The 17,248-nt window shown below is 39.0% G+C and carries 13 protein-coding genes, 1 tRNA gene and 1 rRNA gene; 3 read left to right on the top strand and 12 right to left on the bottom strand.

The genetic code is table 11. The annotated features are described in order from the left end of the window. Positions 1–78: 78 nt before the first annotated feature. The 4 genes from mukB to cmoM are packed head-to-tail and all read right to left on the bottom strand — an operon-like array spanning position 79 to position 7,414. The gene (gene mukB, locus BTO23_RS14285; RefSeq protein ID WP_170066748.1) at positions 79–4,551 is read right to left on the bottom strand and encodes a chromosome partition protein MukB; all 4,473 of its coding nucleotides are present in this window, start codon (positions 4,549–4,551) and stop codon (positions 79–81) included. Continuing rightward, complete coding sequence (gene mukE / locus BTO23_RS14280; RefSeq protein ID WP_060993849.1) at positions 4,548–5,291, bottom strand: chromosome partition protein MukE; 744 nt, start codon at positions 5,289–5,291, stop codon at positions 4,548–4,550. Before mukE ends, mukB begins: the two co-directional genes overlap by 4 nt. Continuing rightward, positions 5,272–6,609 (bottom strand): chromosome partition protein MukF, encoded by a 1,338-nt coding sequence (gene mukF / locus BTO23_RS14275; protein WP_061005438.1) that lies wholly within the window; start codon positions 6,607–6,609, stop codon positions 5,272–5,274. Before mukF ends, mukE begins: the two co-directional genes overlap by 20 nt. A 25-nt stretch (positions 6,610–6,634) precedes the next feature. After that, positions 6,635–7,414 (bottom strand): tRNA uridine 5-oxyacetic acid(34) methyltransferase CmoM, encoded by a 780-nt coding sequence (cmoM, locus tag BTO23_RS14270; RefSeq protein ID WP_061013809.1) that lies wholly within the window; start codon positions 7,412–7,414, stop codon positions 6,635–6,637. A gap of 135 nt (positions 7,415–7,549) precedes the next feature. Between cmoM and elyC the strand changes: the two genes are divergently transcribed. After that, entirely contained in the window at positions 7,550–8,413 is an 864-nt protein-coding gene (gene elyC / locus BTO23_RS14265) for an envelope biogenesis factor ElyC (protein ID WP_061005442.1), read from the top strand. A gap of 109 nt (positions 8,414–8,522) precedes the next feature. Here the strand turns inward: elyC and kdsB are convergent, their stop codons facing one another. The 5 genes from kdsB to BTO23_RS14240 are packed head-to-tail and all read right to left on the bottom strand — an operon-like array spanning position 8,523 to position 14,546. Next, a complete protein-coding gene (kdsB, locus tag BTO23_RS14260; protein WP_105063839.1) occupies positions 8,523–9,290 on the bottom strand; it encodes a 3-deoxy-manno-octulosonate cytidylyltransferase in 768 nt (255 codons plus the stop codon). Next, complete coding sequence (locus tag BTO23_RS14255; RefSeq protein WP_060993854.1) at positions 9,272–9,469, bottom strand: Trm112 family protein; 198 nt, start codon at positions 9,467–9,469, stop codon at positions 9,272–9,274. Before BTO23_RS14255 ends, kdsB begins: the two co-directional genes overlap by 19 nt. Beyond that, positions 9,450–10,457 carry a tetraacyldisaccharide 4'-kinase gene (gene lpxK, locus BTO23_RS14250; RefSeq protein WP_061005444.1) on the bottom strand — a complete coding sequence of 336 codons (1,008 nt, stop codon included), beginning with the start codon at positions 10,455–10,457 and terminating at the stop codon, positions 9,450–9,452. The genes BTO23_RS14255 and lpxK overlap by 20 nt, the downstream gene beginning before the upstream one ends. Next, positions 10,457–12,205, bottom strand: a complete 1,749-nt coding sequence (gene msbA, locus BTO23_RS14245) for a lipid A ABC transporter ATP-binding protein/permease MsbA (RefSeq protein ID WP_060993856.1) — start codon at positions 12,203–12,205, stop codon at positions 10,457–10,459. Before msbA ends, lpxK begins: the two co-directional genes overlap by 1 nt. Positions 12,206–12,239: 34 nt before the next feature. Continuing rightward, positions 12,240–14,546 carry a DNA internalization-related competence protein ComEC/Rec2 gene (locus BTO23_RS14240; RefSeq protein ID WP_105063838.1) on the bottom strand — a complete coding sequence of 769 codons (2,307 nt, stop codon included), beginning with the start codon at positions 14,544–14,546 and terminating at the stop codon, positions 12,240–12,242. Between the two features lie 6 nt (positions 14,547–14,552). Between BTO23_RS14240 and BTO23_RS14235 the strand changes: the two genes are divergently transcribed. Then, complete coding sequence (locus BTO23_RS14235; protein ID WP_061005445.1) at positions 14,553–15,077, top strand: DUF2062 domain-containing protein; 525 nt, start codon at positions 14,553–14,555, stop codon at positions 15,075–15,077. Between the two features lie 227 nt (positions 15,078–15,304). Beyond that, entirely contained in the window at positions 15,305–15,457 is a 153-nt protein-coding gene (locus BTO23_RS14230) for a nonsense-mediated mRNA decay protein NMD3 family protein (RefSeq protein ID WP_060993858.1), read from the top strand. 60 nt (positions 15,458–15,517) lie between these two features. Here the strand turns inward: BTO23_RS14230 and BTO23_RS14225 are convergent, their stop codons facing one another. The 3 genes from BTO23_RS14225 to rrf form a co-directional block, all read right to left on the bottom strand. After that, positions 15,518–16,438, bottom strand: a complete 921-nt coding sequence (locus BTO23_RS14225; protein WP_105063837.1) for a manganese-dependent inorganic pyrophosphatase — start codon at positions 16,436–16,438, stop codon at positions 15,518–15,520. A 422-nt stretch (positions 16,439–16,860) separates the two neighbouring features. Beyond that, positions 16,861–16,937 (bottom strand) — tRNA-Trp (locus BTO23_RS14220). 62 nt (positions 16,938–16,999) lie between these two features. Continuing rightward, positions 17,000–17,115, bottom strand: a 5S ribosomal RNA gene (gene rrf, locus BTO23_RS14215). Positions 17,116–17,248: the final 133 nt, after the last annotated feature.

Below are 17,248 nucleotides of genomic sequence, written 5' to 3'. Positions count from 1 at the left end.
AGTTAATCACTACTTAGGTATTAATCATAAAAAATGGCAGTCATTTCTGACTGCCATTTTATTTACAAACTTAACTCACTATTCAGCAAGCTCTGCTTCTTCTAGCGTTTGCTGAGCTCTACTTGCTGGCGTTTCTTGCCCAAAGCCTTTCAAGCCCACCACATGAACGTGTTCGCGATCTTTAAAGATCTTACGAACCAGTTTATAAGTAGTCCCCTTCTCTGGGCTGATATTCTCTGGTGCCGCGATTAATAATTGCATATCCAAACGGTCACACAATTCAAATAACGTCGCAATAGATTTACCATCCAGACGTGCCGCTTCATCCAAGAACAATAGACGACAAGGCATAATGTCTTTACTACGAAGACGACGAGACTCATCTTCCCAACTTTGGATAACCATTAGTAGGATAGCTTGACCCGTACCAATCGCCTCACCTGTTGATAATGCACCCGACTCTGCTTGTAACCAACCATCTGCACCGCGGTTTACTTCAATGTTTAGCTCAAGATAGTTACGGTAATCCAGTAACTCTTCACCGAGTGTTTGTGGTGAACGTTGGCCAACATCGATATGTGGGTTAATACGTTGGAACAGTTTCGCAATCGCTTCTGAGAACGTAAAGCGAGGGTTACCAAATAGATCTTGGTGTTGTGCTTGATGCTCAGACAGACCAGCTAATAATGTCGCGTGCGTTTCACGAATACCTACGTTTAGACGAACCCCCGTTACTTGACCAAAACCAATTTGTGATAAACCTTGGTTCAACATACGAATACGGTTTTGCTCACGCTGAATGGTCTTACGAATAATGTTCGCAACACTTTCAGAGCTTAGTGCTAAACGGTTTTCACGAGACGTTAGTTCTTCAGTCAGACGACCAAGCTCAGTTTCCATCTCTTCAATTGCTTCAACTGGATCATCTGTATGGATGATATCTTGGCGAATACGCTCACGAAGATGCTGATAAACCTCAATGTAGAATAGAACTTTACGCTCTGGTTTACTTGTGTCTTCAGAGGCACGTAATGAATCACGTAGGTCTTCATTATCTGCAACTGCTAGACGAAGTGCACCTAATGATTTATCCGACATTGAACGCAGTTCTTCTGCACTTAAATACGCCAATTCACGCTTATGTAGACGACGTTCAACATCATTTTCACGAGCTAAACGTAGAACTGAACACCAACCTGCTTTTGCGTTAACCACAAAGGTACGTAGCTCTTTGTACAGTTTTTCAACTTTACGAGATTGCTTAACTAAACCTTTGATCTCAAGCTCGTTTGATGTAATGCCTTTTTCTAGCTCACTCTTACGGCCACGAGAACTGTGTAGACGCTCGTTCAATTCACCCTTACGAACTTCAGCACGTTCTAGTGCGCTTTGGTCTGCATGAACACCAAACTCTTGCAGTTCACGCTTGAACTCTTGAACTGTTTCTTGTTTCGCTTGATGTGAACTCTTAAGCGAAGCCATTACTTGGTTGTATTGGTTTGCTTGAGCTTGTGATTGCTTTTGTTGCTCTTTCGCTTTAGTACGCGCTTGTTCTGCTTGTACTAATTTTGCTTTAAGTTGTTCGTTTAGTTCACTGCTCTTATTAAGTAATGCAACCGCATCTTCATAACCGAAGTGATGGCGGCGCTCTACTAAATCAGAAATAGCAAACAGTTGCGCTTTAATGCTTTGTAGCTGTGTATCAATTTGCTCATGTTCAGCTTTTAGTGCATCAAATTGCTCAGGATCCACTTCTAGAGCGCGTTGCAAGCTTTCTAACTCAACAATGGCTTTACCATTTTGGCGTAGGAAACTTTCTGCTTCTGATACTTGCTCAACTTGAACACTGATCTCTTCAAAACGCTCTGTGATGGTTTCATCTTCAAGAACATTAATATGCGGTGCAATTTTAGCTAATTGAGACAATGCCTCTTTTGATGCTAAAATTTGAGATTTATGTTGTTGTTCAGTCGCTACCAATTCATTTAATTGACGGCTTGCTTGTGATAATTGCTCACGTGCTTTTTTCAGTTCAACTTCTGGATCGGCATCAAACGCCACAGCAAGGTATGTCGATACAAAACCATTAAAACTTTGGTATAAACGTTGCAATTTTTGTGAATCAAATGCCGCTTTTGCGTGCTCTTCAACGGCGATTTCACGCTCTTCACGTAATGTATCTAAACGTTGTTCACGAGCGGCGCGACCAAACAATGGTAATTCAGGGAAGCGAGAGTAACGCATTTGACGATCATTTAGATGAACACAAACGGCATTCTCCATTTCGTCTGCATCAAATACGCTGTCATCAAACGCGTCAATGTCGCCTTCAATGATATAAAGATCATCTGGGCAATCATCAAGATCAACCAATTTCTCTTTAATACCAGATAAGTCAGAAACAACAATAGCATGACGAGCTGGACCATAAAGCGAGCTGAAATACGGCGCATCACTTAATGTAATATCATCATAAATTTCAGAAAGCAGTACGCCACCTAATGTATCCGCAAGACCTTTAAGACGAGCATCACCACTACCACCAGGAGCCGCTAAACGTTCAATCTCACCATCTAGCTCTTCTTTACGAGTAGCAAGACGATCTTTGTTAGTAGAAAGCACACGCTCATTTTCTAACGTTTCTTGCATCTGGCTGATAACCATGTGGCTATCTTCTAACTCAATACCACATTGGTCATTAAGCTTATTTAAAGCATCGTTAGCAGCAATCCACTTAGGTGCAATTGACTCTAAACGTTGAGCTTCAGAACGAAGTTGTTGTTCTTGACGCTTTAATTCTGAGCGTTTATCTACGATGTTTTCTTGTTGCTCTTGAACTGTTTCAAGCATCTCTTCATGACGAGCTTGTTCTTCTTCAAGTACGATTTCAGAATCAACCGTGATATTAAAGCGTTTTGCATATTCAGCCGCTAATTCTTGAGCTTGACGCTGTAAACGCACGGCACGTTCTAAATCTTTGTATTGCGCTTTAAGCTGTTCTGCACGCTCTGCAATATTGCTGAACTGACGAGCTTGTTCAATTAAGGCCTTCGCTTTATCTGACGCTTCGCTACGCTCAACATGACCTGCAATTGAGGTAACTAATGCCAAGCCACGTTCAAATTGTTGAACCGCTGCAGAAGACAAGTCTAGCTTATGTTTAATCGCAAGAAGTGCTGTCGTTTGACGCTCTTCTTTTGCTTTTAATTCAGATTGAAGATCTACCGCATTGTTTTGCGTTAGTTCATCATTTGCTGTTAGCTGCTGTGCTTTTTCAAGAGCTTTAACTGCTTGTTGATATTGAAGCGCACGAGTTTGCTGCATATCCAACGCTTGTTGGTAGTCAGCAAGTTGTGTTTTAAGGCTATCAACTTCTTCTTCAGTTAATTGTGCTTGCTCTTCTGACATCGCTAGTTGTTCAGCAGCTTCTTCCACCACCATAACTTGCTCTTCTAGACGCTCTGTTAGCTCTTCTAGATCTTCAGAGTAACGTTCAATCTTCTCTTGTTGACGAACGGCTGTTTGCACTAATTGAAGATGATCTGAGGCAGCTTGATAATCTTGCTCAAGACCTGATTCAGAATCAGTCAGTAGCTCTAGTTCACTCTGCATATTATTTAATACAGAAGATAAACCGACTAAGCTATTTTGTGCATTCATTAACTCAACGCGGTGCGTTAATGTTTGCTCAAGTTTTTTACGACGATCATTCGCATGACGCATGTAATCTGAAGCAACATAGTTGGTTGATTCAGTAATTAAATGTTTAAATAAGTCACGGTCAGATTGAGTAGTCTTAATCGCTTCTAGTGTCATACGGTTTTCACGCAGTGCCGCTTCCATATCTTGGAAGGCTTTCTTAACACCACCATTTTGTGGCAATAAGTAATCACGTAAAGAACGCGTAATTGCACTTGAAATACCACCGTATAAAGATGCTTCGATTAAACGATAGAATTTAGAACGGTCACTGGTATTACGAAGTTTCTTAGGCAGAACACCGTAATCAAACATTTGTGCGTGATAATCAGTAACAGAGTTAAACGCTTTAAACTGAACACCTTCGTATTCTGCAACAATGTCTTTTACTTCGTTAATTTGACGAACACGAGCTTGATTATCAGACACTGCCTCGATCATTAAGTCCGTTGGTTTCACATGACTTGGAAGACCAACGATAATGAAAGGTTTAATATCTACTTTCTTATCACGGCCAGCAACTTGCTGTAATTTAACCGCAAACAGAACACGTTGATTACGAGAGTTTACAACGTCTAGTGCTGCATAACATGCACCCGGCTTTAATTTACCGTGTAGACCTTTATCACGAGATGCTTGTGAGCTACCCGCTTCAGTTGTGTTACGGAAATGAAGCAGCGATTGGTCTGGAATTAATGTTGTGATAAACGCGGCCATCGTCGTCGATTTACCTGCACCGTTACCACCAGAAAGTGTCGTTACTAGATTATCAATATCAAAGGTACGTGCAAAAAAGCCGTTCCAGTTAACCATGGTGAGTGATTGATATTTACCACGTTCAATCATGCTCATGCATCACCTTCCAATTCTAATTCATGCTGCTCTTCAGCCGGCGTATCATCTAACTTTGCTGTTTCATCAAGATCAAAGCTTGATTGGCTTGATTCTTCCTGATGAACTACCACTGCTTCACCGTCACGGATCAAGCGTAATTGTGCTTCTTTCATATCATCATTAGAGCGAACATCAGCACCAAAACGGAATACCGCTTCACTGATACGGAATTTACCCTGCTCGCCAACTTGAATGATCATACCTAAACGTTTTAAACGACGCAGCGACGTACGAACTTTATCAAACAGTTTTTCTTTATCTAAGTCAGAACCTGATGCACGGTTAGTCACTAACTTCATTAGCTTTTGTTCATCAGCTAATACTAATAGCTCATCAAATAATTCTTGGTTAGTAAAAATACCTTCGTGAGCCAAACGCTCTGGGCTTAGGTATAAGAAACATAAGACTTTACCAACCAGCATGTCTATTTCAGCCAAAACACTGCGTGCAATGAAAGAGGTAGAACGCGGACGTAAGTAGAAGAAACCTTCTGGTGCTTTTACTAATTCTGCATGATAGCGCTGGTAGAACATACCGAGTTCATGTTCAAATTCACACAATAGACCGTGGTTATCTAAATCTTCACTGGCAATATGGCGGCCAGAACGCAATAAACTGTCTAATGCTGGGAATAATGGATTAGCAATTGCTTTTGCTAACTTCTCAGGCATAAATTCTTCAATATTTGTCAATGACATTTGCTTGTACCTTCGCACCGAATTCGTTAATAGATTGCCAATCAGGTTGAACGGCTTGGAAATCGGCTTCTGAATAACCGAGACGCACCGCTTGATCTACCACTATACGGGCAAGATCAAAGTGCTGAGAATGAGGATAAGTCATTAGGTAGTTTTTAAGCATTGTACCTAACTCAATCGCTTCACCCGTCGCTTTATGACGTTGAAGCATTTCACTCACTTGTTCTGCTAAGATATCTGTAATTACACTTAACTCTTCATATTCCATCTCATCAGGAACAATACCGGTGACTTCGTCATCACGTAGAATTAAGGCTTCATCACGCATATCTCGTAATCGCTCTGTATCGGCATACGTTAACAGCCAAGGCGCATCAAAATAGCCTTTAACTGAATCACGCAGACGTTGACTGAACGCACGGTTTTTATCCATATCAATCGCAGTCCGGATAAATTTATGTACGTGTCTGTCGTAGCCAATCCACAAATCAATCGCTTGTTGTCCCCAACTTACAATGCGGTCAAGTTTCATTTGCAATGAATACAACAAGGCATCAATAAACTCTAACTCTTCATTACCATAAACAATTTCTTGAATATTCAGTAATTCCGTTTGAAGTTGATCGCCTGCAGCTTGCAATGAATCTTGTAATTCACGTAGGTTGCCAGAGGTTTCATCAAGCAGCTTTTCACAGCTAGAAATCGCTTCCCGCCAATTTTGGTTTAGCAGCTCTGCAATTTCTTCTTTAACTGATTGTTGTTGCTCATCCATTACACGTTGGTTTAGATCTATGCGATCAAAAATCTCCCCAACAGAATATTTCAGAACACCAAATACGTTTTTACGCCAATGTTTCGCTTCGCCACCTTTTTCAGCCGCTTGCGATGCCTTTTGGATTTCTTCTGCAACCATCGCCAACTGAATAGAAAGCTTCAATTTAGAGAATTGGCGGTGGCGCACGTAGTAATCGGTAATACCAATAGCTAATGGTGTTAAACGATAGATATTCATTCCATCGGTACTTTCACCACTAAAACGGCTAATTAAACGTTGTTTTACTAATTCATTGATTGCATTGTTCGCACGAAAAGCAATGGTGTCATTGGATTGACCAAATAAACCACTGATGATACCAAACGCATCGTGAAGTTCACCTTCACCCAGCTCATCATCAAATCTTTCATTACTGAGAACAGCAATGGCCAACAAAAATGCCAGACGCTCGGTCGGCAAGTTCAATGAGAAATCGTGCTGCTTTACCCAGCCAACCAGTTCATCAACCGTTTGGTCTGTAACAGCATTAGAAAACTCACTCATTGTGTATCCTTTGTGTACATCATTATTATTTTCTCTTCGCCCATACGTGAATATAACGACCAAGAGAGAGATAAGGTTCTTGACGGCATAACTGCTCTTCTAGTTTAAGCACGTCTTCGATTTGATAGTCTCCCATGTATTCCATGTTACCGATGTAATCATGAAATGAGCGAATACCCGACTTTCCTTGAATTTCATAACCAGCGTCTTCAATCCACTGGTAAACCTCATTTGGCATTAAGCCTTTTTGTGGTTGTAACTTAAACCGTTTTCTATGTGGCATGCCATCTAAAACATGAGGAATATTGCCACAAATCACATTTTTCAATACTAAACCGTGATGATTATAAAACATAATCGAGGCATACCCATCCGGTTTTACTTGTTCTAATAAAATATCCAATGCAGCTTTCGGATCTTCTAACCATTCCATGACAGCATGAAAGAGTAGAATATCAACCTTACCCACTTCGTGTTGTTCAATTTGTTGTACAGCAGAATGAATAAATTGGTATTGGGACAGTAAACCATTGTCTTTCACAGACTCTTCCGCTAACTTCAACATTTCTGAAGAAATATCACATAAAGTAACGAAATGTCCTAACTGGGCAATTTGTTGAGATACTTGGCCAATCCCCCCACCAGCATCTAATACAGTAAGTGGCGCAGAACTTGCTTTACTATTAGCTAAGATGGTTTCCATATCTTGCCATACAATAGTTTGACGGATCTCGCCTTTGTCAGAACCATAAATGTTCTTAGCAAATTTGTGGGCGATGTCGTCGAAATTACGGTCTTTATTCACAGTGGTTAAGTTATGATATTATCTATTGGAAACAAGCATTGTCGCATAAGAGCTCAAGGAAGTAACAGCATGACGCTGTTTTTTGCTCTCAAGTGGTGGTTTTTCATTCTATATCAGCGGTAATAGTCAAAAAATATGTTTGAGTTAAAGAAGTTTGTATCATCAATGCTGATGCCCTTGCCTGGATTACTCCTAATTGGGTTCATCGGTCTATTCATTTTATGGTTTTCAAAAAGGAAAGGATTTGCCTCTTTTTTACTAACATTGTCTCTTGTGGGGATTTTCATGCTGTCTTTTCAGCCAATCACTGCCCCATTATTAACAACAACTGAGCGCATGTACCCCTCATTCATCGCACCTGATGTGCCTGTTGAATATGTTTTGGTTTTAGGGAACGGTCATGTTGTTGATGATGAAATTTCTCCCATTTCCGAATTATCTCGTGCAGCTGTTATGAGGCTAACAGAAGGGATCCGTATCTACCGTATGTATCCTGGAGCGAAATTAATCTTATCAGGTTACAATGGTGGAACAACGGTAAGCCATGCGCGTATGATGGCCCGTGTAGCCCTTTCTCTTGGTGTAAATAAATCAGATATTCTTTTATTAGAAAATGCTCGAGATACTCACGAAGAGGCGATTCAAACCCTTAATTCAGTAGGTAAAAGCAATTTAGTCCTTGTCACTTCTGCTAGTCACATGCCAAGAGCAATGAAAGAGTTCCACAATTTAGGGCTAGCACCAACACCAGCACCAACAAATTACTTAGCGCACTCACAAATTAAACAACCGTGGGAAAAATATGCACCAAAAGCGAAGTATTTAGAACAATCTGAACGATTTTGGTATGAGCAAATGGGTCGCTGGTTTATGGATCTTAAAGATCTTTTAATGGCAAGAGAAGAACAAGCACAAGAAACAAACAAAATTGAGTTTGAAGACGTTATGGATAAAGTAGATGATATAACAGAATCTCTACCATTACCGAAAGGCAAATAGCAGCTTTAAACTATTGATATAAAAAAGCACGAACCCAAATTAGGTTCGTGCTTTTTTATACGTATCGATAAGTATCTGATTATTTTTACTTACTTTAGGATAATTACAATCATTTATCCGAATGAGTATTACTTAAAATGATAGATCTCACTTTTTCTAAATCTTCAGGTGTATCAACCCCAGCAGCCGGTGCCTCTTTTGCAACTGCTACATGAATTTTCTCACCGTACCAAAGCACACGCAGTTGCTCTAGGCATTCGATTTTTTCAAGTACGCTTGGTTGCCAATTAATATACGTATTAATGAAACCTGCACGATACGCATAGATACCAATATGACGAAGTAATGGGTTCGCAGTTAGTGATTCACCTTGTGCAAACGCATCACGATCCCATGGGATCGAAGCTCGACTAAAGTACAGGGCGTACCCTTCAGCATCAGTAACTACTTTTACAGCATTTGGGTTAAAGACATCATCTTCTTCATCAATAGCTACCGCTAGCGTTGCCATAGGAGCAATAGAATCTGCTAAGTTTTGTGCTACTTGCTGAATGATACTCGGTGGGATCAAAGGCTCATCACCTTGAACATTAACAACGATCTCATCAGCGGTAATACCACACTTTTCAATCACTTCAGCAAGACGTTCTGTACCTGACTCATGGTTTGGAGAAGTCATACATACATCACCACCAAAGCTTTTAACTACGGCTTCAATACGAGGATCATCAGTTGCTACGATAACACGATCAGCACCAGCTTTTGATGCTTTTTCATAAACCCATTGAATCATCGGTTTACCACAAATATCAGCCAGCGGTTTACCTGGTAAGCGTGTTGATTGATAGCGAGCAGGAATTATGACTGTGAACGACATAGCTCTACCTCTTCCATTGTCATACGACGAGCTTCAGGCTCAAGCATTACAGGAATACCTTCTTTGATTGGGTATGCAAGACGATCAATTTTACAGATCAATTCTTGCTTATCTTTATCGTAGTTCAGTTTTCCATTACACACAGGACAAGCAACGATTTCAAGAAGACGATAATCCATATTGTTCTTTTACCTCTATAATTTTATCTAATATTTGTTGTGCCTTTTCTTCTGGGAATTTGGCATCAACAGGTAAATACCACCATGACGATTGAGCAAAGGACTGACACTTAACTGCGTCTTTCTCTGTCATAATTAATTGCTCGCCATACTGCATTAAATTTTCAATTTCTGTTGGTTCAAACGCTTTATGATCACCAAAGCCTTGAGTGTGAACCACGTCGGCTTTTAATGATTTTAACGTATCAAAAAAACGCGGAGGATGACCAATACCAGCAAACGCAACCAAGTTCGATAATGAAGAAATAACACGCCTTTCACCTGTAATTAGATTAATAGCTTCATTAGGCTCAAGCTTCATCGATATTTCATTATCTTTTGGTATTTCTCCATTACAAATTAAGAAATCAACCGTTGATAAACGATCTACTCCCTCTCTTAATGGCCCTAACGGAATGTAATTTCCATTACCAAAACGGCGCTTACCGTCAATAATAATGAATTCAATATCACGTTGTAGTGCATAGTGTTGTAGGCCATCATCAGTAATAATAATATCAACACCTTGTGCTTCAAGCATTTTTACTGCATCACTACGAACAGGCGCAACAACAACATCCGCCTTGGTACGCTGCTTTATCAATACTGGCTCATCACCTGAAATATCAGGTGTAGTTGTATCAGTAAGTAAAAAAGGATAATGCGGAGCTTTACCGCCATAACCGCGAGAAGCAACACCAACTCTGTAACCTTGTAATTGAAGTTGTTCAACTAGCCATACCACAACAGGTGTTTTTCCATTACCACCCGCCGTAATATTTCCTACTACGACAACAGGAACAGAAGAACGATAACTCTCTTTCTTACCAGATTGATAATCCGCTTTTCGTTTTGAAGCCAACCACTTAAATAAGCAACTTAGTGGCCATAATATTGGCCACAAAAGTTTTCCTAGAAAATGGTTATCAAACCAAATTTTCTCAATCATTAATCACCAAACTGAATGCGGTGTAACTGTGCATAAGCACCATCATGTGCAATTAGTTCAGCATGTGTTCCACGCTCAACAACTTCACCTTCATCGATGACAAGTATCTGATCCGCACTTTCAATTGTAGATAAACGGTGTGCAATAACTAATACGGTTTTGTCTTTTTGCAGCTCATCCAATGCTGATTGAATCGCTTTCTCTGATTCCGTATCTAACGCTGATGTTGCTTCATCAAGGATTAATACAGATGCATTTTGCAATAGAGCACGAGCAATAGCGATACGTTGACGTTGTCCGCCTGATAAACTTGCGCCGTTTTCACCTATCATGGTGTCAAAACCCTGCTCCATTTTATTAATGAAGTCAGAGGCATAAGCAAGTTCAGCCGCTTTTTCTATCTCTTCACGAGTAAACTTACCCTCTGAAGCATAAGAAATATTATTTGCTACCGTATCATTAAATAAATGCACATTTTGAGATACTAACGCAAAGTGTTTACGAAGGTTAGGAAGTTTATAGTCTTCAACTTTATCACCATCTAACGATATTGTACCCGAGTCAACATCGTAAAAACGGGTAAATAGATTCGCAATGGTACTTTTACCTGAACCTGAACGACCAACTAATGCAACTGTCTTTCCACTTGGGATATCAAAACTAATATTTCGTAACGCAGGACCTTCCGCCGTTGGATAAGTAAACGTTACATTTTCAACTTTAATTTCACCATCAACTTTTTCTTTAGTAATCACGCCATCGTCTTTTTCTTTATCCATATCCATTAATTCGAACAAAGTTTGACAAGCTGCCATACCTCGTTGGAAATCAGACGTCACACCGGTTAACGATTTTAATGGGCGAAGTAAGCCAAACATAGCAGAAAATACAACGGTAAATGTACCTGGGGTTAATGTTTCTTTAATTGAGTCAACACTTGCTAAGAATAATACCGTTACTAATGCGAGAGATGCGATCATTTGAATGATTGGATTTGCTAAGCCTTGAGCAACCACCATTTTCATTCCTTGTTGACGCATGTGATTACTGATGTTATCAAAACGCTCTGATTCAACTTTATGACCACCATAACTTAATACTACTTTATGGCCTTTCAGCATTTGTTCAGACGTTGCTGTCAATGAACCCATTGCTGTTTGCATACTCTTACTGATCTTTCTAAAGCGTTTAGAAACAAAACTAATAGCAAAGGCAACAACGGGGGCGACTATAATAAGCACTAAAGATAGCTGCCAACTATTCCAAAACATAAGACCAAGTAAACCAATAATACTTGCCGATTCACGGACAATATTAACTAACGCTTTACTGGTTGCAGAAGCAACTTGTTCTGAATCATAGGTAATACGAGAGAGTAAGCGACCTGTAGATTCTTGATCAAAGTAACTTACTGGCATATGCATAAAATGATTAAATATTTGACGGCGAATTCGCATTACTACGTTACTCGCGACCCAACTCATGCAATAACCAGAAATAAAACCACTAAGACCACGAATAAACATCATAGCTAAAATAATAAATGGCATTTTCTTTAAGAAGTCTGAATCTGCACTGCCAAAACCTTCATCTAATAATGGCTTCAATAGCGAAATCATGTAAGTGTCACTTAAGGCATTAACAACCAGAGCAACAATAGCTACCCATAGTCCGGCTTTATAGAGAGAGATTAATGGCCATAAACGTTTAAATGTTACCCATGTAGATTCGTCTTTTTCAATAGTCATAAGTACTTATTCTTCATATACAATTACCTTTATTCTACTCTGAATTTAGATTATCGCCAAATAGCTTTCTGTACCAGACATTGTGATTGAGCAGTGAATAACCTTTAATCACCAAATTATTTTGGTCACTTGTAATATTGATCTGACCTAATTGAGCAGTATCTAACCATTTTATCCCTTTTTCTTTATACCTTTCTTTTATTTCTCTATTTGGTAAATTCCAAGGAGTAAACCTTCCCGTGGACACTACAGCAACCTTCCCTTTCATCTCTTCAGCCCAACGAATTGTTGAAGAACTATTTGAACCATGATGAGGAACGAGAAAAACATCTACATCATCAAAGTCATTTTGATTTAGTATCAACATTTCTGAAATAGCATCAATGTCACCAGTTAATAAAAAAGTCCATTGTTCAACCTTAACTTTGATCACACACGAATGAGGATTATAAGCTCGTTTTACTCTCTTTGGAGGCCAGATCACGGTAAATAACATCTCTCCCTCCCGCCATTGTTCACCTTTAATACAATATTTATCGTTTACCCTTATCTCGCTAGTTCTAATCCATGCTGGATTGAATACATCAGTTAAGTATGTTTTTCCACCTGCATGATCATTGTCTGAATGACTAACAATCAAACCATTAATCGACTTAACCCCACGAGAATATAAAATGGGTTCAATAACACTTTCAGCAATACTGCCATTGCTCCATTTCATACCTGTATCATAAATGACGGTATGTCCTTGGTTTGATAATAGTACTGATAAGCCATGCCCGACATCCAGAAAATCAACTTGCCATTTTTTCTCTGGTTTAATCAAGACTGAACACAGTAATAAAAATACAAAAGGTTGAAAGAAATATTTCACAGGAAAGATGATTCTGACACCAATCAAACCAATGATAATAATAAGAATGCTATTCGTATGATGAGACAATACGAACCATGACTGATCTGCTTTTTCTGCCAACCACCATATTGGAGTTAATGACCAATTAGCTAAACTCCAAGAGAGTTCTGAAATAGAATAATTTACTTGCCCAGAGAGAACAGCAAGTAAGCTTAAAGGAACAGTGAGCAAGCTAACCCAAGGAACAGAGACTAAATTAATTATTGGTGATAAAAAACTGACTCCAGAAAAAAAGTAAGCCTGTATCGGTGCTAATAACACAAAGAGCCCACACTGGATAAAAACCACCTGACGCAGTTTCTCCATAAATGGACGAGATTTATTAATAAAGAATCGTTGGTAAAAATACAATGATAAAAGAACCACAGATACAGCGCTAAACGAAAGCCAAAAACTCATAGATAATGCTGAAAAGGGATTAATAACAAGGCATAACAATAAGCACCATAGAAATAATAAATGCTTAGGCCACTTCCAACGAAGAATCAAAACTAATGATACTAAAAGACAGGCAATCAATGCTCTTATTGTAGGTAAAGAGAAATCCGCAAGCCATGCATAAAAAGTAGCGAGTAAACAACCAGTAATAACAGGCAACCAGACGGTAACTCGGTAAGACAAAAAGCTTCTAGCTATCTTTCCTAACCACCAACCAATAGCAAAGACAAAACCAATATGAAGACCTGATATTGCCATTAAATGAGCTAAACCTGAGTTCCTTAATACTTTCCACTCATTTGCATCTATATCACCTTTGTAACCAAAGGTTAACGCTAAAAGTAATGATTGAAACTCTTGCTTCAAAGTACGATCATAGACATTAAGAAACCACTGGTTTCTAATCGAAGAAGAATTATCAATCAACGTTGCATTAGTAATTTTACCATATGAGTGGATTCTTTTGGCTAGAGCGTAATCTTCAAGTTTATAGCCGACTTCATTATGTCGACCTATCGGAGGTCTCAGTTTGACAGTAAATTCCCATAATTCACCTTGCTTAAAAAGAGCTTTGGGTATTTCTTTTTCTAAAGACTTTTTAAAATCTCGAATCGAAAGCCTTAGTAAGGGCGATTGATAAAACTTAATAGGAGAAGTGTCAATATCACGAACTTGCACTAAAATTGAAGATGTTCTTTCTTTAAATGCAATTAGACTTTGAATTTCACCTTTGATGGTAATATCATGCCCCTGACTATAAAGTAGTTTGTTTACACTTTTATAGTAAGTTATGTGTGAGGATGTGATGATTAACCCCAGCAGGATGCCTTGTATTAATTTAGCTTGGGAATATTTTAGTGTTATTAAATAACTAAAAACACACAGTAAAAATGCAAACGACGGCAGGTTTGTTGGCCAATAGGCTGACGACAAAAGAATAAGAATTACGACTACGATCTTTATGCGTATGTCATTAAAAAGAAGCATTAACTCATGCCAAGAAAATTCATTAAACGTTTTTTACCAAACCACGAAACAATTAAACGCCAAAAAGCATTAAAAGTATTCGGCAATGTATTGTATAACCCAAATTTATGGTGTTTGAACCGCCGCTCTGCAGCTGGCGCGTTTGCTGTCGGTTTATTTATGGCTTTCGTCCCTCTTCCTAGTCAAATGATTATGGCTGCTGGGTTAGCCATTTTGTGTAGTGTAAATCTGCCATTATCGATTGCATTAGTATGGGTTAGTAACCCTGTTACTATGCCCGTGTTATTTTATGGCGCGTATAAGATTGGAGCTTGGGTATTATCAACACCCGCACAACATTTCCACTTTGAATTATCATGGGAATTCATTGGTTCACAAATGTCGACGATTGGTCCTCCATTTCTTCTTGGTTGCGCTATTTGTGCCGTTGTTTCTGCTCTTATCGGTTATTTTGGCATTCGTGGACTTTGGCGATACTCAGTCGTTAGAAGTTGGAAAAAACGCACTCTACGACTAAAACTTCCACGTTAAAAACAATCTACCTTCTTCAGATACTCTCTTCCTATTACTGACAGCAAAGATTTGCTGTCAGTTCACAAAACTAAACTTTCACACAAACAATACGACATGTTTCTTGTAATATATTTATGGTTATCTCACTAATTGAACCGATTTAAATCAGCCGTTAGATTAGTATTGAATACAAAATAATAAAGAGATAATAAACATTATATATACTGCCGATTAAGGAATATGACATGAATGAAATTAATGAATGTCCGAACTGCCTTTCTGATGAATTGCTCATTTCAGAGAATCAAAAAACAGTGATCTGCTCAGATTGCGGAGTTGTCAAAAAAGATGGGATGTGGCTCGTGATAAAATCACCTCAAAGTGAAGCTGCTATCTAATCCTTATAAAAAAAGCCCATACATTTGTACGGGCTTTTTTTTAATTTTGTATTTCTGCTATTACGCAAATACTACTTGTAGTTGAGGAACGACTTGTTTCTTACGGCTAAGAACACCATCAAGCCAAACTCGGCCATTTTCAGTCGCTTTACCATAAGCTTTAGCTGTAAGTTCATCATTATCACTTACAACTAATAGCTCTGAGCCCTCTTTCATGATATCAGTTAAAAGCAAGATCATAGTATGACGGTTACCTTCCACTTTCATTGCAGCAATATCAGCTTCTAATTCAGCTTTAATTGCATCAAATACAGAAAGATCGATAACTTCAAGTTGGCCAATACCAACAAGCTCACCATTCATGTTAAAGTCTTTAAAATCACGCATAACAAGGTCACGTACAGCTGTGCCTTCAACTGCTGATTTCACTTTAAACATTTCCATACCTAATGCTTTAAAATCTTCGATACCAGCGATCTCTGCTAGTGCTTCAACACATTTAATATCAGCAGTTGTACATGTTGGTGATTTAAAAATTACTGTATCACTTAGTATTGCACATAACATAATACCTGCAATGTTTTTAGGGATTTCAACATTATAGAAATCGTACATCATCTTAATGATCGTATTACTACAACCAACAGGACGGATCCAGCATTCTAATGGTGTTGAAGTCGTCAAATCACCTAGTTTATGATGATCTACGATACCTACAATTGTCGCTTCTGCAATATCGTCAGGTGCTTGAGTCAACTCAGAATGGTCAACAATATAAACTTCTTCACCAGCATAACTAGTTTTAAATTCTGGAGACTCTAAACCAAACTTATCAAGGATGAATGCTGTTTCAGGAGAAAGTTCACCTAAACGAGCTGGAATAGCTGCTTCGCCAATTTGATTTTTTAAGTAAGCAAGTGCGATTGCACCACAAATTGAATCTGAATCTGGGATTTTATGGCCCACTACATACATTGACATTGTATTACTCTCCTTTAAATATGCGCGATATTCTAACAAATTGACGGCATTTGAAAAGAAAAAGCTCATCGTTTTCGATATAGCATTTCTTATAAAGGGTAACTCATGATTCTTTTCTCAAGCTACAAACAGTAAAAAGGCCCATATCTTTCGATATGAGCCTTCTTTAATATGGCAGGGGTGGAGAGATTCGAACTCCCAACACGCGTGTTCTTATGGTGGGGGAATCCGCGGCTCTTTTCTCAAACCACTGATAGCAAAAAAGCCCATATCTTTCGATATGGGCCTTCTTTAATATGGCAAGGGTGGAGAAATCCGAACTCCCAACACGCGTGTTCTTATGGTGGGGGAATCCGCGGCTCTTTTCTCAAACCACTGATAGTAAAAAGGCCCATATCTTTCGATATGGGCCTTCTTTAATATGGCAGGGGTGGAGAGATTCGAACTCCCAACACGCGGATTTGGAATCCGCTGCTCTGCCAGTTGGAGCTACACCCCTGTAGTTATTTTAATGACTTAACTTTGTCTTATTTTACTTTAGAAAAGTAAAACCAAATTCAAGCCTGGCGATGTCCTACTCTCACATGGGGAAACCCCACACTACCATCGGCGCTATTACGTTTCACTTCTGAGTTCGGCATGGGATCAGGTGGGTCCATAACGCTATGGTCGCCAAGCAAATTTTGTCTATATCTCCCGTAGCCAGTAATAGCAGAGGAAATATAATAATCTGGAAAGCTGTGCTCTATATAAAGTAAAGCTTGTTCTTAATCACATTCAATATTGTGTCTTGGTTTAGCAAATCCGTTA

The sequence above is a fragment of the Aliivibrio sifiae genome (assembly GCF_002954715.1).
GTDB lineage: Bacteria > Pseudomonadota > Gammaproteobacteria > Enterobacterales > Vibrionaceae > Aliivibrio > Aliivibrio sifiae.
This window is presented reverse-complemented; position numbering and strand designations above follow the sequence as displayed.